Source organism: Massilia sp. (assembly GCF_031995545.1).
Lineage (GTDB): Bacteria > Pseudomonadota > Gammaproteobacteria > Burkholderiales > Burkholderiaceae_D > Telluria.
The window spans coordinates 128792-153509 of record NZ_DAMAGA010000006.1 but is presented as its reverse complement, the minus strand read 5'-3'; the positions used below and the strand labels follow the sequence as shown (position 1 = coordinate 153509).

General features: G+C 65.9%; 21 protein-coding genes. 12 read left to right on the top strand and 9 right to left on the bottom strand.

What is annotated here, in order from left to right; genetic code table 11:
* Nucleotides 1-27: 27 nt before the first annotated feature.
* Complete coding sequence (locus RTQ83_RS07140; protein WP_312512639.1) at nt 28-1056, bottom strand: alpha-E domain-containing protein; 1029 nt, start codon at nt 1054-1056, stop codon at nt 28-30.
* Between the two features lies 1 nt (nt 1057).
* A complete protein-coding gene (locus RTQ83_RS07135) occupies nt 1058-2470 on the bottom strand; it encodes a circularly permuted type 2 ATP-grasp protein (protein WP_312512637.1) in 1413 nt (470 codons plus the stop codon).
* A gap of 200 nt (nt 2471-2670) precedes the next feature.
* On the opposite strand from RTQ83_RS07135, the gene RTQ83_RS07130 reads away from it, so the two are divergent.
* From RTQ83_RS07130 to RTQ83_RS07115, 4 genes are all read left to right on the top strand, one after another.
* Nucleotides 2671-5205: a circularly permuted type 2 ATP-grasp protein gene (locus RTQ83_RS07130; protein ID WP_312512635.1), complete on the top strand. Its 2535-nt coding sequence runs from the start codon at nt 2671-2673 to the stop codon at nt 5203-5205.
* Complete coding sequence (locus RTQ83_RS07125) at nt 5202-6125, top strand: transglutaminase family protein (RefSeq protein ID WP_312512633.1); 924 nt, start codon at nt 5202-5204, stop codon at nt 6123-6125. Before RTQ83_RS07130 ends, RTQ83_RS07125 begins: the two co-directional genes overlap by 4 nt.
* 84 nt (nt 6126-6209) lie before the next feature.
* Complete coding sequence (locus tag RTQ83_RS07120) at nt 6210-7991, top strand: DUF885 domain-containing protein (RefSeq protein ID WP_312512631.1); 1782 nt, start codon at nt 6210-6212, stop codon at nt 7989-7991.
* A gap of 323 nt (nt 7992-8314) precedes the next feature.
* Nucleotides 8315-8839, top strand: a complete 525-nt coding sequence (locus RTQ83_RS07115) for a PEP-CTERM sorting domain-containing protein (protein ID WP_312512629.1) — start codon at nt 8315-8317, stop codon at nt 8837-8839.
* A 69-nt stretch (nt 8840-8908) separates the two neighbouring features.
* Here the strand turns inward: RTQ83_RS07115 and RTQ83_RS07110 are convergent, their stop codons facing one another.
* From RTQ83_RS07110 to RTQ83_RS07095, 4 genes are all read right to left on the bottom strand, one after another.
* On the bottom strand, nt 8909-9805 hold the full coding sequence (locus RTQ83_RS07110) for a hypothetical protein (protein WP_312512627.1): 897 nt from the start codon (nt 9803-9805) through the stop codon (nt 8909-8911).
* A gap of 56 nt (nt 9806-9861) precedes the next feature.
* Complete coding sequence (locus tag RTQ83_RS07105; RefSeq protein ID WP_312512625.1) at nt 9862-10449, bottom strand: TerD family protein; 588 nt, start codon at nt 10447-10449, stop codon at nt 9862-9864.
* 42 nt (nt 10450-10491) lie between these two features.
* On the bottom strand, nt 10492-11637 hold the full coding sequence (locus RTQ83_RS07100) for a toxic anion resistance protein (protein WP_312512623.1): 1146 nt from the start codon (nt 11635-11637) through the stop codon (nt 10492-10494).
* 147 nt (nt 11638-11784) lie between these two features.
* Nucleotides 11785-13014, bottom strand: coding sequence for a hypothetical protein (locus tag RTQ83_RS07095; RefSeq protein WP_312512621.1), 1230 nt, complete (start codon nt 13012-13014; stop codon nt 11785-11787).
* Between the two features lie 245 nt (nt 13015-13259).
* Here RTQ83_RS07095 and RTQ83_RS07090 point away from each other — a divergent pair, with 245 nt between their 5' ends.
* The 4 genes from RTQ83_RS07090 (at nt 13260) to RTQ83_RS07075 (ending at nt 17147) form a co-directional block, all read left to right on the top strand.
* Complete coding sequence (locus tag RTQ83_RS07090; RefSeq protein ID WP_312512619.1) at nt 13260-14192, top strand: PEP-CTERM sorting domain-containing protein; 933 nt, start codon at nt 13260-13262, stop codon at nt 14190-14192.
* 336 nt (nt 14193-14528) lie between these two features.
* Nucleotides 14529-15158, top strand: coding sequence for a choice-of-anchor J family PEP-CTERM protein (locus RTQ83_RS07085; RefSeq protein WP_312512617.1), 630 nt, complete (start codon nt 14529-14531; stop codon nt 15156-15158).
* A 73-nt stretch (nt 15159-15231) separates the two neighbouring features.
* The gene (locus RTQ83_RS07080; protein ID WP_312512615.1) at nt 15232-15660 is read left to right on the top strand and encodes a post-PEP-CTERM-1 domain-containing protein; all 429 of its coding nucleotides are present in this window, start codon (nt 15232-15234) and stop codon (nt 15658-15660) included.
* Between the two features lie 2 nt (nt 15661-15662).
* Nucleotides 15663-17147, top strand: a complete 1485-nt coding sequence (locus RTQ83_RS07075) for a PA domain-containing protein (protein ID WP_312512612.1) — start codon at nt 15663-15665, stop codon at nt 17145-17147.
* A gap of 105 nt (nt 17148-17252) precedes the next feature.
* On the opposite strand, the gene RTQ83_RS07070 is transcribed toward RTQ83_RS07075, so the two are convergent.
* The gene (locus tag RTQ83_RS07070; RefSeq protein WP_312512609.1) at nt 17253-17945 is read right to left on the bottom strand and encodes a hypothetical protein; all 693 of its coding nucleotides are present in this window, start codon (nt 17943-17945) and stop codon (nt 17253-17255) included.
* Between the two features lie 95 nt (nt 17946-18040).
* Here RTQ83_RS07070 and RTQ83_RS07065 point away from each other — a divergent pair, with 95 nt between their 5' ends.
* The 4 genes from RTQ83_RS07065 (at nt 18041) to RTQ83_RS07050 (ending at nt 20585) form a co-directional block, all read left to right on the top strand.
* Entirely contained in the window at nt 18041-18196 is a 156-nt protein-coding gene (locus tag RTQ83_RS07065; protein WP_312512607.1) for a DUF2256 domain-containing protein, read from the top strand.
* 216 nt (nt 18197-18412) lie between these two features.
* A complete protein-coding gene (locus RTQ83_RS07060; RefSeq protein ID WP_312512604.1) occupies nt 18413-19465 on the top strand; it encodes an RNA-guided endonuclease TnpB family protein in 1053 nt (350 codons plus the stop codon).
* A 203-nt stretch (nt 19466-19668) separates the two neighbouring features.
* Entirely contained in the window at nt 19669-19818 is a 150-nt protein-coding gene (locus RTQ83_RS07055) for a hypothetical protein (protein WP_312512601.1), read from the top strand.
* Between the two features lie 260 nt (nt 19819-20078).
* On the top strand, nt 20079-20585 hold the full coding sequence (locus RTQ83_RS07050; protein ID WP_312512598.1) for a host attachment protein: 507 nt from the start codon (nt 20079-20081) through the stop codon (nt 20583-20585).
* 285 nt (nt 20586-20870) lie between these two features.
* On the opposite strand, the gene RTQ83_RS07045 is transcribed toward RTQ83_RS07050, so the two are convergent.
* Both RTQ83_RS07045 and RTQ83_RS07040 read right to left on the bottom strand, forming a co-directional pair.
* Nucleotides 20871-24182, bottom strand: coding sequence for a DEAD/DEAH box helicase (locus RTQ83_RS07045; RefSeq protein WP_312512596.1), 3312 nt, complete (start codon nt 24180-24182; stop codon nt 20871-20873).
* A gap of 88 nt (nt 24183-24270) precedes the next feature.
* Complete coding sequence (locus tag RTQ83_RS07040; RefSeq protein ID WP_312512594.1) at nt 24271-24711, bottom strand: NirD/YgiW/YdeI family stress tolerance protein; 441 nt, start codon at nt 24709-24711, stop codon at nt 24271-24273.
* Nucleotides 24712-24718 lie beyond the last annotated feature (7 nt).

Genomic DNA, 24718 nt, shown 5'->3' with positions numbered 1-24718 from the left:
CGCGCCATCGACTGGCGCGCCGATCGTTCAACGCGTCTGCGTCTGGGTCTGCGACCCTGTCTGCGTTTGCGACTGCGTCTGGGTCTGCAGCGGCGCTTCTTCCTCCAGCGGCGGCGCCACCGGAATCAGGAAGTCGCGCCCGATCCCATTACCCAGCGCATCCACCGACGCCAGGAAGCGCGTCATGAACTGGTGCAGCCCTTCCTCCAGGATGTCCTCGATCGCCGCCCCCTGCAGCATCGCGTACAGTTCCTCGGCCAGGCGCTCGGTCTCGCCCGACAAGTCGTTGCGCACGTCGCGCAAATTGGCCACCACGCCGGCCATGCACGCCACCAGCGAACGCGGCATCTTCTGGTGCAGGATCAGCAGCGCGGCCACGCGCGGCGGCGTGATCGCGTCGCGGTACACCTTGCGGTACGCCTCGAACGCCGACACTGAGCGCAGCAACGCGGCCAGGTAATAGAACTCGCCCTGCGCCCCGGCCTGGACCGTGTCGGAATCGAGGAAACGGAACTTGACGTCGAGGATGCGCGCCGTGTTGTCGGCCCGCTCCAGGAAGGTGCCGAGACGGATGAAGTTGAGCGCCTCGTCCTGGAACATGGTCCCCAGCGTAACGCCGCGCGACATGTGCGAGCGGTACTTGACCCACTCCAGGAACTGGCCCGGATTGGTTTCATACAGGCGGGACGCCAGGTGCTGCTGCAGCGTCAGCCAGGTGGTGTTCTCGGTTTCCCACACCTCGGTCGACAGGTTGCCGCGCACGGCGCGCGCATTCTCGCGCGCGGCGCGCAGGCAGCTGACGATCGACGACGGGTTGTCCGGATCGCGCACCATGAAGTCGATCACGTTCTTCTGCGTCAGCGCGTCGTACTTGGCGTCGAACTGCTGCACCAGCTCGGACACGCCGAGCATGGTGCGCCAGCCCTGCTGCTCGGCCTGGGCGGACTGCGGCATCAAGGAATACTGGACCCGCACGTCGAGCATGCGGGCGGTGTTCTCGGCGCGCTCGGTATAGCGCGCCATCCAGAACAAATGGTCTGCGGTACGGCTCAACATGCTAGTTCTCCAATATCCAGGTGTCTTTGGTGCCGCCGCCCTGCGACGAATTAACCACCAGCGAGCCTTCCTGCAGCGCCACCCGGGTCAGCCCGCCCGGCACCATCGAAACGGTCTTGCCCGACAGGACGAAGGGACGCAGGTCGATGTGGCGCGGCGCGATGCCGGCGTCCACGAAAGTCGGGCAGGCCGACAGCGCCAGCGTGGGCTGAGCGATGTAGCCGTCAGGATTGGCCAGCAGGCGCTGGCGGAAGGCTTCGACTTCGGCACCCGTGGAGGCCGGCCCCACCAGCATGCCGTAGCCGCCGGCGCCGTGCACTTCCTTGACCACCAGTTGCGGCAGGTTAGCCAGCGTGTACGCAAGGTCTTCCTTCTTCCGGCACTGGTAGGTCGGCACGTTGTTCAGGATCGGCTTTTCGCCCAGGTAGAATTCGATCATGTCCGGCACATACGGGTAGATCGACTTGTCGTCGGCGACGCCGGTGCCGATCGCGTTCGCCAGGCCGACCCGGCCCTTGCGCACCGCCCCCAGCAGGCCCGGCACGCCGAGCGTGGATTCGGGGCGGAAGGCGCGCGGGTCGAGGTAGTCGTCGTCGATGCGGCGGTAGATGACGTCGACGCGCTGCGGTCCGCGCGTGGTACGCATGTACACAGTGTCATCGGACACATACAGGTCTTGCCCCTGCACCAGCGCCACGCCCATCTGCTGGGCCAGGAAGGCGTGTTCGAAGTAGGCCGAGTTGTACATGCCCGGGGTGAGCACGACCACGGTCGGCTCGCGGCCGGCCTCGGGCGACACCGAGCGCAGGTTATCGAGCAGCAGGTCGGGATAATGCTCGACCGGCGCCACCCGGTTGCTGGCGAACAGCGCCGGGAACAGGCGCATCATCATCTTGCGGTTTTCCAGCATGTACGAGACGCCCGACGGCACCCGCAGGTTGTCTTCCAGGACGTAGAACTCGCCCTCGCCGGCGCGCACGATGTCGACCCCGGCGATGTGGGCATAGATGTCCGATGGCACCTTGACGCCCTGCATGGCGGGCCGGTACTGGGCGTTGTTCAGGATCTGCTCGCTCGGGATGACACCGGCCTTCAGGATGTTCTGCTCGTGATAGACGTCGTGCAGGAAGCGATTCAGCGCGGTCACGCGCTGCACCAGGCCGGCCTGCAGCTTGGCCCATTCGGCGGCATTGATCACGCGCGGGATGATGTCGAACGGGATCAGGCGCTCCTTGCCGGCGTTGTCGCCATACACGGCAAAGGTGATGCCCACCCGCTGGAAGGTGAGTTCGGCTTCGGCCCGCTTCTGTTCGATCAGGCCGGGGGGCTGCTGGGCCAGCCACCGGGCGAAGGCGTCGTAATGAGGGCGCACGCTGTCCACAGTGGAATACATTTCATTATAAAAATTTGGCATCGTTTCCTCCTGTGCCATGGGTGCGATCAAAATGCGTGCCAGGTCCGCTCCTGCACGATTCCCCATTATATTGCGGGTACGAATGATGCCTAAATACTATTGAAATTTGCATTGAACAGGCCGCGCCAAGCGATGCACATTTGCGTTGCCAGCCGGTTTCACCTATCGTTTCATTCCCGTCGATCAATCCACCATCCTCGATGCCCGATCCCCTGCTCGCTTCCTATCTTGCCGCACCGGATGGCTTCGACGAATTGCTGGACGCGAGCGGCGCGCCACGCCCGCACTGGCGCGCGCTGCTGGCCAGCCTGGAGCACGAAGCGCCCGGCATGATGCGCCAGCGCCTCGACATGGTGCAGCGCCAGGTGCGCGAAAACGGCGTCAGCTACAACGTGCCGGCCGATGCCGACGGCAGGCAGCGGCCGTGGGACCTGAACGTGCTGCCGCTGATCCTGCCGCACGAGGAATGGAGCGGGATCGAGGCGGCGGTCGTCCAGCGCGCTACCCTGCTGAACCGGATCCTGGGCGACGTCTACGGCAAACAGGAGCTGCTGGCCGAAGGCCTGCTGCCGCCGGCGCTGGTGCACGGCCACGCCGGCTTCCTGCGCCCCTGCCACGGCATGCGCCACCATGACGACGTCGCCCTGCACTTCTATGCGGCCGACCTGATGCGCGGGCCGGACGGGCGCTGGTGGGTGATGGCCGACCGTACCCAGGCCCCGTCCGGCGCCGGCTATGCACTGGAAAACCGTTCCATCATCGCGCCCACCTTCCCCGACCTGCTGCGCCAGCTGAAGGTGCAGCCGCTGAGCCCGTTCTTCGGCACCATGCGCGACAGCCTGCTGCACTGGGGCCGGCGCTGCGCGGCCGAAGGCGACGCGCCGGCGCCGCTGCCGGACGGCGAAATGCCGCTGATCGTGCTGCTCACGCCGGGCGAGCGCACCGGCAGCCACTACGAGCAGGCCTACCTGGCGCGCCATCTCGGCCTGCCGCTGGTCGAAGGCGGCGACCTGACCGTGCGCGACGGCGTGGTGTACCTCAAGACGCTGGCCGGCCTGCACCGCGTGCACGTGGTCCTGCGCCGTGTCGACGACGACTGCTGCGACCCGCTGGAACTGGACGCCTCGCTGCAGGGCGTGCCCGGACTGACGCACGCCGCCCAACGCGGCAATGTGCTGGTGGCCAACAGCCTGGGTTCCGGCCTGCTCGAGTCGGGCGCCCTGTTCGGCTACCTGCAGGCCTTGTGCCAGCGCCTGCTGGGCGAAGCGTTGAAGATGCCGTCGGTCGCCACCTGGTGGTGCGGCGAGCCGGCCGCGCTCGACACGGTTATTGCTGAACTGGACCGGATGGTGATCAAGCCCACGGTGCCGAAGCTGGGCCAGGCCTCGGTGTTCGGGCGTCACCTCGACGCCGCAGCGCGCGCGGCCCTGATCGCCGACCTGCGCGCCCGGCCGAACGACTACCTGGCCCAGGAAGTGGTGCGGCGCTCGCAGGCGCCGGTGTGGCAGGATGGTCCTAGCCCGGGACTGCGGGCGCGCGCCATCGGCCTGCGCGTGTTCGCCTGCGCCACCCCGAACGGCTACGTGGTCATGCCGGGCGGCCTGACCCGGGTCGCGACCGGTCCCGACACACGCGTGCTGTCGATGCAGATGGGCGGCGCCAGCAAGGACACCTGGGTCCAGGCACGCGCCCGGCCCGCGCCGCACCGCCTGCAGCAACCCGGCATCGCGGCCGGCAACCTGGTGCGCGAAGACGCCAACCTGTCGAGCCGGGTGGCGGAAAATCTGCTGTGGTTCGGGCGCCATTCGGAGCGCTGCGAAAATACCGCGCGCCTGCTGCGCGTCGCGCTCGACATCCTGTTCAACGTGCGCTTCGACCAGCGCGGCCCCGAATGGCCGACCGTGGAAGCGCTGTGCATCTGGTGCGGCCTGCTCGATGCGGGCGCCAAGCCGGCCGCACAGGACCAGAGCGCGGCCATCTTCACCGATGCCGAAATCGAGTCGGCGCTGCTGCTGGCGGCGGTGTCGTCCGACGTTCCCGGCCTGGCGCGGCAACAGCAGCAGCTGCACCGCACCGCCGGCCACCTGCACGAACGGTTCTCGGTCGACCACTGGCGCGCGCTGAACCGGATGGCGCAGCCGGCCGCCGCGCCGGGCGAGCGGCCGTCGCAGTCGGGCGTGATGACCATCCTCGACGATGCCGTCGCGGCCCAGATGACCCTGGGCGGGTTCGCGCTGGACGGCATGACGCGCGACCTCGGCTGGCATTTCATGTCGCTCGGGCGGCGCCTGGAACGGCTGCAGTTCCAGAGCCTGGCGCTGCAGCGCGCGCTGGCCATGGACCAGAACGGCGACCTCGACTGGCTGCTGGAACTGTCCGACAGCACCCTCACCTACCGCACCCGCTACCGCGCGCGGCCCGAATGGCTGCCGGTGCTGGATCTGCTGCTGCTCGACGAGACCAATCCACGCTCGATCCTGTTCCAGATGAACGGGTTGCTCAGCACGCTGAACAAGATCGCGCAAACCCAGGGCCCCTGCGGCGGCGCGCTGGTGGCGCCGCTGCGCCACGAACTGGCCGCGCTCGACCCAGGCCGTGACCTCAGCCATGGCAACGCGCTGCTGAGCGGCCTGCTGCACCGGATCGGCCAGGCCAGCGCCGCCGTGTCGGAGCAGGTCAGCGTGCAGTTCTTCAGCTATACCGATACCGGCCGCCAGAGGGATCGCACCGCATGAGCCTGACGAACGATCCTGTGACCAACGTCCGCCCTTGCGCGCGCTACCGCGTGGTGCACGAGACGCGCTACAACTACGCCAGCACGGTGACGCTGTCGCAGCAATACCTGCACCTGACGCCGCGCTCGTTCACGCACCAGCAGACCGAATCGCATCTGCTCTGGCTCGACCCGGCCGCCAGCGACAGCCGCGACGGCGTCGACTTTTTCGGCAACGCCACCCGCCACGTGACGGTCAGCGCGCCGCATGACAGCCTGCTGGTGCACGCCGAATCGACGGTGGCGCTGTACGCGCGCCCCGGGCTGGAGGTGCTGGCCGGGTCGCTGCCATGGGAAAGCGTGCGCGCCATGATGGGCACGGACAGAAGCGCAGCGGCGCTGGAAGCCTGCCGCTACCTGTACGCGTCGCCCCACGTGACCCCGTTCCCGGAACTGGAAGCGTACGCTCGCCCGAGCTTCACCCCCGGCCGGCCGCAGCTCGAGGCGGCGCTGGACCTGGCGCAGCGCATCTTCGGCGACTTCGCCTTCGACGCCACCGCGACCGACATCGCGACCCCGCTGGAACAGGTGCTGCGCGGCCGGCGCGGCGTGTGCCAGGACTTCGCCCAGCTGATGATCGGCTGCCTGCGCAGCCTCGGCCTGCCGGCGCGCTACGTGAGCGGCTACATCCTGACCCACCCGCCCGAAGGCGAGCCGCGCCTGGTCGGCGCCGACGCCTCGCATGCCTGGGTCTCGGTGTTCTGTCCGGTGCTGGGCTGGGTCGACTTCGATCCCACCAACCGCTGCCTGGTGGCGCATGAACACATCACGCTGGGCTGGGGACGCGACTTCAGCGACGTCACGCCGATGCGCGGCATCGTGCTGGGTGGCGGCAACCAGGCGCTCGAGGTGCAGGTGACGGTGACGCCGCTGCAGCCATAGCGGCTTGGAATGCGATGGGGCTGTCGCGGCAGGCCATTCATGACATGCTATTCTTGCATCGCCTTGAATATAACAAGAGAACACATGACCCGCTCCCTGCCCCTGATTTTGTGCACCCTGCTGTGCGCCGCCCTCCCCGCCGTTGCCCAGGTCAAGACGCCTGCCACGCCGGAAAAGATGAACCAGTTGTACGCCGACTACTGGGAAGACTACCTGCGCGAAAATCCGATCGCCGCGACCTTCAACGGCGACGCGCGCTACAACGACCGCTTCGGCGTTACCTCGTCGGCCGAAGGCCGTGCACAGAACCGCGCGCTGGCCGAGAAATACCTGGCGCAGACCGCCAAGTTCGATCCGTCGCCGCTGCCGCCGGAAGACCGCATCAGCTATGACCTGCTGCGCTATCGCCTGCAGCAGGTGCTCGACGGCCTGCGCTTCCCGTCGCACCTGGCGCCGGTGGACCAGTTCTCGGGCCTGCACCTGATGATGGCGCAGCTGGGTTCGGGCGCGTCGACCCAGCCGTTCCAGACCGTGCAGGATTACGACAACTGGCTCAAGCGCGCCGCCGGCTATGCGCCGGCGGTCGACAACCTGATCGTCGACATGCGCGCCGGTATCAAGCAGGGCGTGGTGATGCCGAAGGCGCTCATCAAGCGCGTGCTGCCGCAGCTGGAAAGCGTCGGCAGCGACGACCTGGCGACCAGCACCTACATGGGTCCGACCAGGAAATTCCCGGCCTCGTTCAGCGCCGCCGACAAGGCGCGCCTGCTTGACGCGTATGGCAAGCTGGTGCGCGAGCAGCTGGCGCCGGCCAACCGCAAGCTGCTGGCCTTCATGACCGACACCTACCTGCCGGCAGGGCGCGACACCGCCGGCATCGGCGCCCTGCCCGGCGGCCACGAATGGTATGCCTTCCTGGCGCGCCAGTCGACCACTACCGACCTGACGCCGGCCCAGATCCACGACATTGGCCTCTCGGAAGTGGCGCGCATCCGCGCCCAGTTCGAGGAAGCCAAGGTGCGCGTCGGCTTCCAGGGCACGCTGAAGCAGTTCTTCGAGCACCTGAATACCGCGCCCGAGCTGCGCTTCAAGTCGCGCGAAGAAATCCTGGCCGCCTACGAGGCGCTGCGTCCGCAGGTCGAATCCAAGGTCGGCCAGCTGTTCGCGCGCGTCCCGAAAGCGCCGTTCGAGATCCGCCCGGTGGAAGCGTTCCGCGAAGTCAGCGCAGCGCCGGCCTCGTACCAGCGCGGCTCGGTCGACGGCAAGCGTCCCGGCATCTTCTACTTCAACGCCTATAAACCGGAAACCCGTACGCGCTTCACCACCAACGCCTTCTTCCTGCACGAGGCGATTCCGGGCCACCACTTCGAGCGCAGCCTGGCGCAGGAAACCACGGGGTTGCCGGCGTTCCGCCGCTTCGGCGGCACCACCGCGTTCTCGGAAGGCTGGGGCCTGTACAGCGAAATGCTGGGCCAGGAAATCGGCATGTACGACGACAACTGGCAGTGGGTTGGCCGCCTGACCGCGGAAATCTGGCGCGCCGTGCGCCTGGTGGTCGATACCGGCGTGCACGAGAAGGGGTGGACCCGTGAGCAGGCGATCGCCTACTTCAAGGACAACGTGCCGCAGGACGAGGTGACGGCGGTGCAGGAAGTCGAGCGCTACATCGCGATCCCGGGCCAGGCGCTGAGCTACAAGATCGGCGAACTGAAGCTGCGCGAACTGCGTGCGCGCGCCGAGAAAACCCTCGGCAAGGATTTTGATCTGCGCGCCTTCCACAACGAAGTGCTGTCGCATGGCGCGGTGCCGCTCGACGTGCTGGAAGCGGCCACCGATCGCTGGATCGCGTCCCAGAAAAAGAGCTGAGAATACCCGCCTGCTCGATATTCGGAAGCGGTATTCAGATACCGCTTCAATTTGCAGTTTTTTTTAAAAACGCCAACCGATGATGGTTGGCGTTTTTACTTCCAGTTCTGTCGAAATATTTTACGTAAAAATTAAGTTTAATCGCCAAATCAACTACAAGTCGTTGATTCCATAAGTTAAGTTCAATCCGGCATGGTTCATGCTACTCATCCATTCCGCCAGGCCTGTCATTCGCCGGGTGCATTCTGCTGCATCGTTCGTGAAAATCGCTGAAGTACATTAACGGCCGAATCATCGGCCTATCACTTGGACAGGAACGTTTGATGAATCTGATGAAAAGTGTGAGAACCGCCGCCATGGCTGCGCTGATGTTGACGGCAAGCGTGGCCAATGCAGGCTTGTATGGATTTACTCTCTCGGGGGATTACAGCGCCAGCTGGCAAATGGATTCCAACGCCGTGCCCTTGGTTGGCGAGACCGGGCTCGGCCTCTTCTATATGGACGTCGAAGGGAATTTCCCGGGCTCGGCGTTTAATGTTGCCGACCTGACCTTCTTCAGTGGCGATCTGGGCGGTGGACTGGAAATCTACGATTTTTATGGCGGCGGCATTACCTTGCTGCTCACCGATGGCGTACAGTTGTACACCGGACTCGAATCCTCGCCGATGTTCATGCTCGGCACGTTCGACCTGACCGAATTTCAGGGCAGCGGCACCTATACCCTGACCGTGACCGATCTGGACGACGGCCCCGAGCCTTCGCCGGTACCCGAGCCTGCCACTGCCGCCATGCTGCTCGGTGGCCTGGGCATGCTGTATGCGGTCAGGAAGCGTCGCTACAGCAAATAAGCCGCAGCACACATCCGGCAGCAAGCGCAACGCCACCTTCGGGTGGCGTTCTCGTTCAGCCGGGCCGGTTCATTCGCGCTGCGCCTGCGCCATCTCAATTGCCGGCAGGGTCACCGTCAGGAACGACGACACCTGCCCGATCAGGCTGGCGGCTTCCTGGCGCGCCTGTCCCATCTGCAGGATCGACAGCTCGGCCTGGCGCACCGCCTGCTGGATCAGCGTGCGGCGTTGCACCAGCGCGTCGAGCAGCGCGGCATCCGGCGAACCGGCGGCCAGTTGCGCCACCACGGCCAGCACGGCGCCGTGCAGGGCCAGGTGCTGCGCCGACGCTTCCAGGTTGCGCACGGCGACTTCGCTGTCGGCCATCAATTGCACCAGCTGCTCGCGCGCCGAGGTCAGCGCCGGCCGGAACAAGGCCGGCGAGGTCGGGCGGCGCAGCAGCTTGCCGAACACGCCGGTCGGCGCCCTGGTGCTTTCCAGCGCGGATTCGAGCAGCGCGGGCACGCCGATCTGCGTGAATTTCAGCACCAGCTCGGTGATGGGCTGGAGCAGCGCGGCCTGCTCCATCAATGGCTCTTCGGCCCACTCCGTCACCAGCGACAGCCTAAGCGGCAGGATGCGCCGGAACAGGGCTGCCAGGCGCTGTTCCGCGTGCGCGAACAGCGCCGGATGGTCGGCATGGGCGATGGCCAGGGCGTCGCGTACCGCCGGATGGTCCTCGCTGTCGAACAGCGCTCTGGTCCTGGGTTTGGCAGTCAGGCTCGACGACGCAGGCACGGCCGGAATGTCGTCGAATGACAGCGCCCGTGGCGGACCGGCAGTGGCTGGCGCAGCAGCAGCGCCCTCTTCGTTGCCGAAGTCGAAGGCCTGCGGCGCGGCCGAATCACCCGCCAGCTCGCCGGCCGGCGCGGCCGGAAGCGTTGACTCGTCGCCGAAGTCGAATGCCTTGGGCTTCTGGTAGGTCATCGTTTACCCGGCAGCCCCGCACATCGGCACACGATGCACCCAGGCTGCGTTCATCTTCAGACCGTGCCGCCCAGCTTGCGGATAAAGGTCGCCAGGTTCAGCTTGAAGCCGGCGCCGACGGCGTGGAAACGCCATTCGCCATCGCGCCGGTACAGCGAGCCGAACTGCAGCGCGGTCTTGTCCGAATAGTCCTCGGTCAGGTTGTACTGCGCGATCTCTTCGCCGGTCTCGTCGTTGTAGATCTTGACGTAGGCGCCGGACACGCGGCCGAAGTTCTGCTTGCGCGCCTCGCCCTCGTGGATGGTGACCACGATCGGCATTTCCATCACCGCCGCGTCCACCCGTGCCAGGTCGACGGTGATGACTTCATCGTCGCCATCCCTGTCGCCGGTACGGTTGTCGCCCGAGTGCACCACCGCGCCGTCGGGCGAGGTGGTGTGGTTGTAGTAGACGAAGTGGGCGTTGCTGATCATGACCGGGTCGTCGTTCGCGTCCTTGCGGCACAGGAAGACCGACGAATCGAGGTCGAAGGCCTGGCCTTCGAGCGCGTTGACCTTCCACCCGAGGCCGATACGAACGCGCTTCAAGCCCGGTGCGGTTTTCTCGAGATTGATGCGGTGGCCGGTTTCGAGCGTCGTCGACATGGAGTTCCTTTCGTGGTCAAAATGGGGGATTCGCTACGGTGGTCACACCGCAGCCGGCGAGAAGCGCGCGATCAGTTCGCGCTCGAGCTCCTGCAGTTTCGGCAGTTCGTCCTTGCGGCGCTGCTGGCCTTCGTTCGAGATCTGCTCGAGCTTGTCGAAGGCGGTGATCAGCTGGGTCTGCACGTGCTGGGCCGTTTCCAGGCTCACCAGCGAGCGCTGCTTGGCACGCGCCACGGTCTCGGTATTTTCCAGCAGCATATCGGCCTGGGTGCGGAACGCCGCGTCGGTGGCGTCGTAGGCGGCATTCGCCACCGCCGCGCTCTGCTTGGCTTCCAGCTGCAGCAGGTACAGCGAGAACACGTTGCGCCAGGCCGGGATCGAGACATTGACGATGTCGGTGAAGGTATCGGTCAGCGCGCGGGCGTTATCCTGCGACAGGCGGATCTGCGGCACCATCTGCGTCGCCATCAGCATGGCGCGGCGCAGGTCGTCGATGCGCTTTTCGAGCCGCTCCAGGCGGCGCTTGAGCTCAGTCGCCTGCTGGGCCTCGAAGGCGTTGGTCGGGGCGGCTTGCTGCGCGACCGCCTGGCGCAGTTTCTCGGCCCAGGCTTCGCCTTTTTTGACGTCGGCGTCCAGGCCCTGGTAATAGACTTCCAGGCCCTTGTACATCTCGTCGAAGTCCTGGATGCGCGCGCGGTGCACGTTGGCGTGGCGCGTCATTTCCGACACCAGCGTGTCCATGCGCGACTCGACCACCTGGTACTGCGACAGCATCTTCTCCTTGACCGAGCCGAACATGTTCGTCACGCGCGACAGCAGGCCGCCGGAACGCAGCTTGGCCGGGTCCAGGCCCTTCGAGGTGGCGATCAATTCGTTCAGCTGCGTGCCGAACACGTCCGCATCCGACGCGCGCACGGTGCCGAGCAGCTTGGCCGAGACCTTGGCCACGCCGGCGCCGGTATTGCCGCCGAGTCCTTCGATCGCCTTGTCGTCGATGCCGGAGATATCGACACGCACCGGCGGCGGCGCCACGTTCGCCTCGGGACGCAGGGCCGGCAGCACGCCCTGTATCACGCCCGACTCGGCGGCAGGATCCAGTAGCGGAGGAAACGCCGGCGCAGGCGCAGGCGTCGCAGTCGGAGCGGATGCGGCGTTCGCTTCCTCGTCGGAGGAGAACAGCGGTTTCATAAAACTCCCTTCAGGCATGAAGTGGCAATATGACTAGCTTACCACTGGACAATCGCGCTGAGCGAGTTTGAGTATGATCCGTCCGCACGCCGCCAGTTCATGCGAAGCGGCCGCGGAACCGCCACCGTGCAGGCGGTACCGGCACCTTCAATCCGGCTTCAGCAGCACCAGCCCGGTATTCGCGCTCGCCACGATCGCGCCGCTGTCATTGATCGCCAGCGCATGCTCCAGCACCAGTCCGGGCGTGGCGCGGCGCAGCAGCCGGTTCAAGTCGCGCATCCCGGCGCCGGCGCTCCAGACGAAGGCGCGCATGGCGCCGGCATTGTCTTCGGCGAAGCCGACGATCTGGCCCCTGGCGTTGACGGCGCGCGCGACCGAAGTCCGGCCGCCCAGCGTGCCGAGTTCGCGCATGCCGCCCTGCGGCGTCCACGACATCGCACGCTGGCGGCCGTCGGGGTAGCCGATGGCGCCGGCGATGTGCAGGCCTGGCGTCATCGCATTCACCCACGCCGTGCTGCCGCGCCCGATGCCGAGGTCCACCATGCCGGTGGCGCGCGTCCACAGGAAGGGCCGGTCGCCGCCATCGTCCGCCGACGCCATGCGGTTACCCGCCACTTCGCCGCCCACGCCGACCGCGACCGGGGTCGACTCCACGCTGCCGAGCGTGTCGATGTCGACCAGGCCGCCGGCCCGGGTCCAGACGAAGGCGCGGGTGTAGGAGTCGCCATAGCGGTCCTCGAGCGTGACCCGGCCCGCGATCATGCCGTTCTCATTGAGGAGCATCCCGGACGACGGCTCCGGCAGGCCGGGCGTGACGCCCAGGTCTTCCATGCCGCCGGCGCGGCTCCAGCGGAACGGCCGCGCCGAGTCGTTGAACGAGCCGGTGACGACGCCGCGGTTGTTGATCGCCTGGGCGTACGAGCGGCCGCCGCCCAGCTGGACGTGGATGTCGCGCATGCCGCCGGCGATGCTCCAGACGAAGGCGCTCTCGATGCCGTTGGCGTCGAGCGAGGTGCCGGCGATCTGCCCTGCGTCATTGAGGTCGTTGGCATACACGTGGGCACCGCCGAGCGAGCCGATATTGCGCACCGTGGCGCCGTCGTAAAAGAAGGCCGTGGTGCGCTCGCCCGCCACCATCGTGAAGGCCACCTGTCCGCCGGTGTTGATGTCGGGGTAAGCGGCGATGGCGCCGGGGGCGAGGTGGATCACGCGATAGCTCGCAGGTGCACTGGCGTGCCTGCCGTCCGCATGGGCGGGGGCAGCCGTCTGCTGCGCCGTGGCGGTGCAGGCCAGCAGCATTGCAGACAGCAGCAAAAGCCGCGGCAGCCACCACGTGGCGTTGTCGGCCGGCGCATCGTTGACTCGAGCGAATCGCATGTAGGTCTCCATGAGCAGGGTTGAATTCGTGGACCCGTTGCCATTGGCTTCCGGGCAGCGGACTCCATCATGCGCCGCGCATGGCGCGCACGGTGAAGCCCGCCACGTCAATCGCGCGGCGGTTTGTGCTGTACTAATGCGTTTTTCAACGGCCAAGTTACTTCAGGCAAAAAAGTGCCGACACCAGATGGGGCCGGTGAAGTAACATTGCGCTGCGTTGCCCTATTCGAGAAAAGAAAACATTCATGCCTATTCCTTTCGCCTGGCGCCGTAGCGGCGCGGTCCTGTTCGCAGCGCTGGCGCTGGGCTGCTCGCACCCTACCGACCAGGCTTCCGAACCGTCGGGCGCCACCCGCATCCTGTTCATCGGCAACAGCTTCACCTTCGGCAGCCCGTCCGGCGCCGCGCCGCTGGTCCAGTCGTTCCGCCCCGCCACTGTCACCGACCTGAACGGCAGCGGCATCGGCGGCGTGCCGGCGCTGTTCAAGGCCATGACGGTGCAGGCCGGCCTGGACTACGACGTGAGCCTGGAAACCATCGGCGGCGCCGGTCTCGACGCGCACTACCATCAGAAGCTGTCCACCATCTCGCGGCCATTCGACGTGGTGCTGCTGCAAAGCTACAGCACGCTCGATGCGGCCAGGCCGGGCGACCCGGGCCTGTTGATCAAGTACACCGGCCTGCTGGCGCAGGAATTGCGCAAGCAGAATCCGAAGGTGGACATCCGCCTGGTCTCGACCTGGTCGCGCGCCGACCTCACCTATAAGGCCGGCAGCGCCTGGTCCGGGGCGCAGATCGACAAGATGGCGCTCGACCTGCGCCGCGGCTACGACGCCGCCGCCGCCGCCAATGGCCTGGGCCGCGACAGCGTGATCCCGGTCGGCGAAGCGTGGAACCTGGCGATCGCCGCCGGCACTGCCGACGCCAATCCCTACGACGGCATCGACGCCGGCCGCATCAACCTGTGGGCGCCCGACTTCTATCACGGCAGCGCGCACGGCTATTACCTGGAAGCGCTGACCATCTTCGGCAACGTCACCGGACGCGATCCGCGCTCGCTCGGCGCGGCCGAACCGGTGGCGCGCGAGATCGGCATCGATGCTGCGACCGCCGGCGCGCTGCAGCGCCTCGCGGCCCAGCAGCAGCTGAGCGCCAGGCCCGACCAGACCCAACGTTGAACGGCCATATTTTCTGCTCCGGTCACCGGGATGCAACGAGACTGTGCATGGTTTCCAACGGAATTATCTAATAGCAATAGAATATTGTTATATTTGCACGAATCCAGTGCAAATGTAATGATTTGTAGTAAAAGTGTCGGATAAACTTACATTTTTACTTGATTTCTTTTTAATTTAGAAATATTTCTTTGTGAAATCAAGCACCTAGCCGGATGGCACGGTAAATGCATTAGAGCATCTCGTGGGTCGACCCAGGTCTGCCGCAACCGCGGGGTGGCGCTGCCGTTTTCCGTACCAGCGTCATTCCCTTGTCCAAATCTCGGAGGGATGCATCACATGAAAAAAGCACTTGTCGCACTAGCCGTTTGCAGCGCCGTGGGGACGGCGCAAGCCGGTGTTCTGGTCAAGGAAGGTTTCGACAACGTAGCGAGCCTGGAAAGCAAAGGCTGGGTCCTGACCAATGCCAGCACGCCTGGCGGCCTCACCGAAGGCTGGTTCCAGGGCGACCAATCGCAATTCACCGCCAAGCAAGGCGCGCCGGAAAGCTACGCCGCGGCCAACTACAATAATACCGGCGAAGGTGGCATCATCAGCAGCTGGCTGATTACGCCCGAATTTTCGACCGCGTTCGGCGCCACCGTTTCGTTCTGGCTGCGTGCGGCCGACGCTGACGGCTTCAGCGACCAGATCGCGTTCGGCTTCAGCAACGGCAGCACCGCGCTGACCTCGTTCGTGCTGGAACCGGCCTTCACCGCGCCAACCGGTGGCTGGACGCGCTACGTCGCCCACATCGGCAAGAGCGAGGGTACGGCCCGCTTCGCGCTGCAGTACACCGGCTCCTACGAGTTCGCCAACTACGTCGGCGTGGACAGCCTGTCGATCAACGAAGTCCCGGAACCGGCGACGCTGCTGGTGCTGGCTGCGGGCGCACTGGGCCTGGCGGCGGCACGCCGCCGCCGCGCTTGAGACCGGCGCAGGTTTTCGCAAGCACGGGCGCCGGTGCACCGGCGTTCGCATCTTTCCTTCCCAGGAGATTGTCATGAACCAGAAACAACCATCCGGCCAGCGCCTGCTGCGCAGCGCCGGCCTTGCCCTGATCCTGCTCGGCCTTGCCGGCCAATCCGCGATGGCGCAGGAAGCGCCGATCCAGTCGACCGAATCGCTGACCGTGGTGCGAGACCCCGATACCGGCAAGCTGCGTCACGCCACCGCCGCCGAACAGGCCGCACTGCAGGCGCAGGCCGCCAGCACGCAACGCAGCGCGCGCGTTGCGCCCAAGCCGACCCAGCAGAAATTCCACGCCAGCGGCGCCCGCGGCGCGCGCCTGACCGACGAGTTCGTAAGCTCCTCGGTCGCCGTGCGCAAGCCGGACGGCAGCATCGAGACCCAATGCTTCGACTCGCACGGCGCGGCCCAGTCCGCCGTTACGACCGGCCACGTCCACACCAACAAGGTTGAAACGGAGTAACCATGCGCACCCAACAATTCTCGCGTACCGCACGTTCGCTGGTTGCCGCCGCCTGTGCCCTGACCTGCCTCGCCGCCGAGGCCGCCGCCATCAAGATCCAGAGCCGCGACCCGGCTGGCTTCGGCTTCAACGATCCGACCCCGGCGGCGCCGGTGGGCGGCAACACCGGCACCACCCTGGGCGAGCAGCGCATGAACGTGTACCGCTACGTCGCCGACATCTGGGAAAAGAACCTGGACAGCGATGTCGAGATCGTCGTTTCGGCCGGCTGGGAGCCCCTGGCCTGCACCGCCACCTCGGCCACCCTGGGCAGCGCCGCCGCCTGGAACGTCTGGCGCGACTTCGAGAACGGCAAGCCGGGTACCTGGTACCCGCAAGCGCTGGCCAACAAGCTGGCCGGCGAAAACCTGAGCAATGGCCAGCCGGACGACGGCACCGGCTACGGCAACGTCGACATCAAGACCCAGTTCAACATCAACCTGGGCCAGCCGAACTGCCTGGCCGGCAGCGGCTTCTACCTCGGCCTGGACGGCAATGCCGGCGACGCGGTGAACTTCGCCGCCACCCTGCTGCACGAGCTCGGCCACGGCCTGGGCTTCTCGGTGGTCAGCGTCCAGACCTCGACCGGCTACCGCCTCAATGCCAGCGCCACCGCCTACTCGCCGACCGGCCTGCCGAGCATCTGGGAAGGCTTCATGTACGACAACACGGCGCGCAAGAGCTGGCTCGAGATGACGGCAACCGAGCGCCGCCAGTCCGCGATCAATCCGCTGCAGCTGGCCTGGACCGGCCCGAACGCGGTCGCGGGCGCGGCGATCACGCTCGCGCCGCTGCCGGTGGTGAAGGCGACCAGCCCGGCCGGCGCGGTACCGACCACGCCCTACACCGCATCGAGCTTCGGCCCGGCGGTGCCGCGCAGCGGCAAGCTGGGCGTGCTGGCCACCATCACCGCCCAGGCCGGTGAACTCGGCCCTGGCTGCTCGCCTTTCGACGCCGCCAACGCGGCCGCCGTGCGCGGCAAGGTGCCGATCATCAACCGTGGCGGCTGCACTTTCGCCGAGAAGGTCAAGAACGCGCAGAATGCCGGCGCAGTCGGTGTCGTGCTGGCCAATAATGTGGCCGGCTCGTTCGCGCCGGGCGGGGCCGATCCGACCGTGACCATTCCTTCGGTCGGCGTTCTCCAGGAAGACGGCGAGCGGCTCAAGGCCGCGGTCGCGGCAGCGAAGGCGTACGGCTCGCGCACCCAGCCGGGCGCCGTCACCGCTTCGTTCGCGATCGATCCGAACCGCAAGGCCGGCGCCGACCTGGCCGGCCGCCCGCTGCTGTACACGCCGAATCCGCTGATCGGCGGCTCGTCGGTATCGCACTGGGACGTGTCGGCGGTGCCGAACCTGCTGATGGAGCCGAACATCAGCGACGACCTGACCCTGAGCGTATCGCCGCCGAAGGACCTGACGCTGCCGCTGCTGAAGGACCTGGGCTGGTAAGCCGGCGCTGATGGAGCCAGGGAGATCGGACCATGGCGCATGCCGTGGTCCGGCCTGACGGGCGCCGGCGCCAGCCGGCGCCCGTTACTTTTTCGTGCTGCCACCTCACCCCGCGTGGTCGCCATCCCTGCGACCAAGTCCCATCCCCATTCCCATTCCCATGCCGGTGCTGCCCCCATCCGCGTTGCCGCCGGCATTGCCGCCACCGCCCTTGTTGCCGCCTGCGGCGCCCTCGCCCCGGCCGCGTCCGGCGCCACCGCCCTGGGTGCGCGTTGGTCCCTGCGCCGGGATGACGACCTCGGCCGGCATCGGATCGAGGTCGAGCGCGGCGCGGATGAAACCGCGCAGGCTGACGACCAGCTCGGCGGTATGGATCGGGCGCCCCGCCGCCAGGTCGGCTGCGGCTTGCCCCGCCAGCCGGCAATGCTCTTCGGTGCCGAGCAGCAGGATGTCCGCCAGCGCGCCCTCGACCGCATCGCGGATGCGGCGCGAACGGTCGGTGCTGGCCATGCCGTCGCCGGCCGCCATGTCATCGGTGGCTTCTTGCGCGCGTTCGCGCACGTCGCGCAGGTGGGTCGGGTCGACCGTCAGGCGCCCGGTGAACGATCCGCCCAGCGTGCGATACGCCGCGATCAGGGTTTTCAGCCGCTCGTTGATTTGGCGGTTCATGCGCTCGCGCCGTTGCTGGATGGTCTGCATCATGAGCATGCGGATGCCCACGCCGAGCAGTGTGAATACGGCCAGACCGATCAGCGTCGTCATCGCCCCTTGCCACGAACTGAAATCCATATAGCGCATCCTTGCCTCGACAGCGGTTTCGATGGGGCGAGTGTAACCGTTCGCGCCGCATGGCCATGGCACGGCTGCCGCGGCCGGCATATACAATCGATCGCATGAAAATGCGCAAAAAGTCCGAACTGCCATCCAAAATCTGCACCCACTGCGGCCTGCCGTTCAGCTGGCGCAAGAAGTGGGAACGCGACTGGGACCAGGTCAAATACTGTTCAGAACGCTGCCGCCGCGCCGCCAAGCCATCGACTACCAGCTGAATCCACCATCCTTTGGAACCTGCGCATGTCGCTCGATGGTCGAGCCGGGCATGAGTCATGACTTCGGAACGTTCATCGTAAGACGCAGTACCGGATGCAAGGCGCATCTGGCTACATTACGGCGGGAACCATGAGCCGTTTGCCCAGTCTGATAAAGACCAGCTTCTGCATTTTGAGCCGTGTCTTCATGATGGACTAAGCCATCGAGTATCTGCCATGTTCCTGGCCCATCGCATTCAGCTTGTCCCAAACAATGTTCAGGCGACCTACCTCGCCCGCGCAGCGGGCACGGCCCGATTCGCGTATAACTGGGCACTGGCCGAGTGGGGGCGGCGGTATGCAGCGTGCAAGGCCGACCCCAGCCTACCTACTCCGAACGAAGGAGCGCTTCGGCGCCAGCTGAATGCGATCAAGCGTGATTGCTTCCCTTGGATGCTGGAAGTAAGCAAGAACGCACCGCAAATGGCGATCATGCAATTGGGCCGAGCATTCCAGAACTTCTTTGAAGGACGAGCACGCTACCCGACTTTTCGACGCAAGGGACGTGACGACCGGTTCACATTAACGAACGATCAGTTTCGCATCGAAGCCAATCGTATCCGTATTCCGAAGCTGGGATGGGTCAGGATGCGTGAATCGCTCCGTTTTGCGGGGCGCATCGTTTCCGCATCAATTTTACGCATTGCAGATCGTTGGTATGCCAGCATCACCGTTGACACAGCAGATCCGATCCTGCCGTATTCCGATAGCCAAGGAGCGGTAGGCGTGGACTTCGGCGTCACAACACTGGCGACGCTATCGACAGGTGAAACGGTGACCGGACCCAAGGCATTGCGCACCTTGCTCGAACGCATGCGGCGCCTGTCACGCGGTTTATCGCGCAAGGTCAAGGGTTCACGCAACCGGGCCAGGGCGAAGATCGTACTGGCGAAGCTGCATGCCAGGATTGCCAACCTCCGGCGCGACAGCCTTCATAAGCTCAGCAGCAGCATCACGCGCCACTTCGATACCATCGGCATCGAAGACCTGAACGTCAAGGGCATGCTTGGCAACCGCAGGCTGTCACGCGCCATCGCCGACATGGGCTTTGGCGAGTTGCGCCGCCAACTGGCGTACAAGGCGGCGCAACGCGGGAGACTAGTAGTGGTGGTGAATCGCTGGTATCCGAGCAGCAAGACATGTTCGTGCTGCGGCTATCTGCTAGTACAACTCGATCTGGGTGTACGCCACTGGACGTGCCAGGATTGCGGGACGCAGCACGACCCGTGATGTGAATGCCGCGGTCAACCTGATGAATATGGCGGTCAGTTCGACCGTGTCGGCCTGTGGAGGGAAAGGCGCTGGCCCTGTGCATCAGGCACAGGGCGAAACCGGCCCCTGCGAAGCAGGAATCCAACAGCAAGCTAGCGTCGGTTAAGGATGGTTAGCGACGTTTAGCTTTGCGTAAGTTTGGAGGAACGGAGCAGCACGGCGTGAAGCCGGAAGGCGACGACGTATTGACGCCGGCAGTGGTGGCCGATCCGCAGTACGGCTGCAAGTTCACTGACAACAGCGCGTTGCAAGACGACAGTGCATCGCTGCTGGCGACGCGCGCCGCGCTGCCGCAGTGCACGCGTCCATAAGCCTTTGAAGGCATCCGGTCGCAGCAAGGCCGGCGCACACGCGACGGCGGCGGTGCGCCGGGGTTTGTGAACCGGGGCTATACTGAATCATCAACATGTCGCCATGCGGAGCATCGGACGGCATGGATGAGCATGGCCTGTGTCGGGTGCTGCTCATGCATGCCGACGAACGTCTTGCCGGCGATGGCAGGCTTATCGCGGTCGCGAAAGACAGTGTCCTTCCCGACCATTTACGAAATCAATTTCTGACAGGAGGCAGCATGCAAACAACCTGGATCATGGTGGCCAACGCAGGCCGAGCACGCATCTTTTCCGAGTCCGATCCATCGCAACCGTTGCAGGAAGTCGAGGACATGGTCAGTCCAGCGGCGCACCTGCGCGAGCTCGACCTGGTCACCGACAAAATGAGCCCGACCTCGGCCGCCAATACCGGCCACAACATCGGCGGCACGCAAGGCGTCGCCGGCCAGCACAATGGCAAGGCCGGTGCACCGAACAACCAGTACCAGCCGGCCCAGACGCCATCCGAGCACGAGGCAGAGAAATTTGCCAAGGATATTTCGAACTACCTGAAGCAGGCCCATGGCGAAAACCGCTTCGGCCAGCTGATCATTTCCGCTTCGCCGGAATTCCTGGGCACGCTGCGCAAGAACCTGGATACGCAGGTTCAACAGCTGATCAAGCACGAGATCAACAAGGACTACACCCACGTCCCGACCCAGCAGTTGCGCGAGCAGATCAACGCACAGCAAGACAAGTCGCAGTAAGCATCAGGGCGGCGGCTTCATGCCGCCGCCTTCCGGCATTGCCGGCGCCGCAAATAAAAACGCCACCGCGAAGGTGGCGTTATCGTTTGCGCGGCACCTGCCGCTCAGCCGAAGATGAAGTACAGGATGACCAACACAACAGCCGGGATACCCAGGAGCCAACCGATGAAATACTTACCCATGATATTTTCCTTTCGATGCACTAGTTGATGGCTCTATCTTGCCTCGACATTGAGGGAGTTTCCGTTAGCCAGTGCACGCAAGATAAATATTGTCTTCTCGATATCACCCTGCCGCAGCGCCGCTGAAAATCGCCTGCAACTCGTCAGCGCTGATGGCCGGCGCCAGTTCACCCTCTTCCTGCAACATGGCATTTGCCAGTTCGCCTTTTCTACGCTGCAACTCCTGAATCGTTTCTTCCAGCGTGCCACGTGCGATCAGCTTGTAGACGAACACCGGCTGCTCCTGCCCGATGCGCCAGGCGCGGTCGGTGGCCTGGTTTTCGCTGGCCGGATTCCACCACGGATCGTAATGAATGACGGTGTCGGCCGCGGTCAGGTTCAGTCCCACCCCGCCGGCCTTCAGGCTGATCAGGAACACGCTGACCTGCCCCGACTGGAACGCCTGCACCGGCGCCGCGCGGTCGAGCGTGTCGCCGGTGAGCAGGGCATAACCGATGCCGCGCTCGCGCAATTGTTCTTCGATCAGGGCCAGCATGCTGGTGAACTGCGAGAACACCAGCACCTTGCGTCCTTCGCTGCGCAAGGTGTCGAGCAGTTCGAGCAAGGTATCGAGCTTGGCCGAGCCGGCGCCGCTGTCCGCGTCCAGCAGGCGCGGATGGCAGCACACCTGGCGCAGCTTGAGCAGGGCGTCGAGGATCACGATATGGCTGCGCGCCGCGCCCTTGCGGTCGATCTCGGCGCGCACCTTGCGGTCCATCGCCACGCGCACGGTCTCGTACAGGTCGCGCTGGGCGCCGCCCAGTTCGACCGGCAGCACGATCTCGGTCTTGGGCGGCAACTCGGTCGCCACCTTGTCCTTGGTGCGGCGGAGCATGAACGGTTTCAGGCGCCGCATCAGGAGCTCGCGCCGCGCATGGTCGGCACCGTTCTCGATCGGCTTGCGGAAGTGGGCGTTGAAGGTCTTTTCCTCGCCCAACAGGCCCGGCATCAGGAAATGGAACTGCGACCACAGTTCGCCCAGGTGGTTCTGCACCGGCGTGCCGGTCAGGCACAGGCGATGGCGGGCGTCGAGCAGGCGCGCTGTCTGCGAGGCCTTGGTGCGGCTGTTCTTGATGTACTGGGCTTCGTCCAGGATCAGCAGATGGTAGCGGTGCCGGCGCAGCGCTTCCTCGTCGCGCCCGAGCAAGGCGTAGGTGGTCAGCACCAGGTCGGCTTCGCCGATTCCGTCGAACAGCGCCGTGCGCTCCTTGCCGTGCAATAGCAGCACGCGCAGGCCGGGCGCGAAGCGCGCCGCTTCGGCCTGCCAGTTCGGCATCAGGCTGGTGGGCGCGACCACCAGCGCCGGCGCGTCCAGCCGCCCTGCTTCCTTCTCGAGCAGGATGTGCGCCAGCGTCTGGACCGTCTTGCCCAGGCCCATGTCGTCGGCCAGGATGCCGCCGAAACCGTATTCGCGCAGGAACTGCAGCCAGGACAGGCCGGCATGCTGGTAGGGACGCAGCGCGGCCTGCAGGCCGGACGGCAGCGGCGCCGGGCGGATGCCGTCGAACTGGCTCAGCTTGCGGCCCAGCTCGCGCAGGCGTTCGCCCCCCATCCACTGCAGCTGCGCCGCCGCTTCCAGCTGCGCCAGGCGGGCGGCATCGGCCACCGGCAAACGCAGCGCCGTGCCGCTACGCTCGCCGAAATACAGCTCGCCCAGCGTGGACAGGATCGGCTTGATGCGCCCCCACGGCAGGATCACGCGCGTCGCGTCCGGCAGCTCGACCAGCATTTCCTCGGCGTCGTCGCGCGCCGCCAGGCTGGCGGCATCGAACTGGCGCGGGGCGCGCCGGATCATCTCGAGCAGCACCGGCAGCAAGGCGTGGCGGCGGCCGCCGACCAGGATCCCCAGTTCGAGCGCGAACCAGGCGCCGGCGCCCTCGCCTTCCTCGTCCAGCTCGGCATACCATCCGTCCGGTTCGGCCGCATCGAAGCGGAAGTCGGCGCCGATCTCGACCTGCCAGCCGGCGGCGCGCAGGCGCGGCAGGTCGCGCCGCATGAAGTCGATCCAGTCTTCCGGGCTGTCCAGCTCCAGCAGGTCCGCCCCATCCCCGAACAGCGAGTCGTCGGAAGGATCGAAACCCAGCTCGCCGAGCAGTTCGGCCGCGGCGCGTTCGGCCTGCAGGTCGCGCTCGATCACTTCGACCACGCCGTCGACCACCCGGCGCAGCACCGGGTCGTGGACGTCCTCGGTCGAGAGGCCGTCGTAGTCGAAGAACAGCAGGGCATAGTCGCGCCACTCCTGCGCGCCGAAGCCATAGTCTTCTTCGCTCTCCAGGTGCAGATACGGCGTCGGCACGCCCTTGCGCTGTTGCACCGGCAAGACCTGCGGCGCAGGCAGCATACCGTTCAGGCCCAGCTCGGCCAGGCGCGCCGCCACGCCTGCGCGTTCGTGCACCTCCAGCTGAGGCGCCTGTGCGACCAGCTTGATCAGTGCGGCGGGAGGCGTCGCCGCATATTCCTCGGGCAAAACCAGTTCGCCGAATTCGCAGGCATCGACATAGCTGACCGGTTCGGTCGGCAGGACGAAGTCGATCGCGCCGCCGTCGTCGGCGCGCCAGGACAGCTTCACCGCGCCGGTATCCTCGCCGAAGACCGGGCCGGCCGCATGCCAGGCCAGCGTGGCCTGGCGCCGTGGCCCGGGAACGATCGGATACAGGTCGCCGCGTTTGATGTCGTTGCTGCTGCCGGCCAGGAACAGGCGCCCCTCGGCGCAGGCGCGCTCCAGCAGCTGGGTGGCGATCGGACCGGCCGGCGGTGCTTCGCCGGGGTAGCGCTCGCCGGCAGCGAGTGCGGCGAACAGGCGCACCAGCGGCTCGTCGTCGGGGTCGAGCCACGAAGGCGGCGCGGCCAGCAGGCGGTAAGTGTCATCCTGCCGGTTGGCGCCGCCGATGCTGCCATCCTTGCGCAGGCGCGCCTTGCATGCGTGCAGGCGCAGGGAATTGTCGTCCGGATGCGGGGTCAGGACGAACACCAGGCGCTGGGCAGGAGTGGTCGATGTGCGCTGCTTCGAACCGGCCTGCACCAGCGCCTGGACCGCCGCTGCCTGCTGCAGCCAGTGCTCGCTGCGCGATGGCATGGCGGCGCGCGGCGCCGGCTCGGACAAGCGCTCCTGGACGATCATCAGCACCGCCGCCACGTGCTTGCAGTTGTACGAGACCGGACAGGTACAACTGCCCCGGATCGCCAATCCTCCGGGAGCGGCCACCAGCCGGATCGACTGGCGATAGACTTCGCGGCCGCTGCCGGCCACCTCGCCGCTCACGGTATCGTCCTGCACGGACACGGCGAGCACATTGCCCTTGCGGACGTAGTCGGCGCCGCGCTCGCAGTTGGTACTACCGCAGCCGCGTGTGATGTCGCCTGGAGTCAATTTCATCGGTCTGATGCATGCGTAGTCGGTCAACTCCGCATTATGACCGATCGCAGACACCGTCCAATGCGTGCCACCGGCACGCCCGGCGCTTTCAGCTGCCGACGACCTTGATCTGTTCCACGTCCAGGGTCGATTCGCCGAACATCTCCTTGTCGAATTCGCCGGTCAATTCGACGGTCGTGTTGTGGTCGACCGTGACGCCCTGCGGGAAGCGGTCGCTGTCGATCTCAACCGTGATCTTGCCGCTGGCATCGGTGAACTCGTAGTCCTCGTCGCCCTTGTGGCTGGTCAGCTTGCCTTTCAGGCGCACGTACTGGTCGTCCTTGCCCTTGGCCAGCAGGTCCTTCACGCTCATCAGCGGGGCGCCGGACGGGCCGGTGTAGCCGGACTTGGCGGCCGGTGCGGTGGCGGTGGCCGTAGCAGCAGGTGCGGCAGTTGGTGCAGCCGCAGGTGCGGTGCCGTTCTGGGCGATTGCGAAGGCCGAACCGGCGAGCAGCGTGGCAATGGCGGAGAGCTTGATGATGCGTTTCATGATCGGT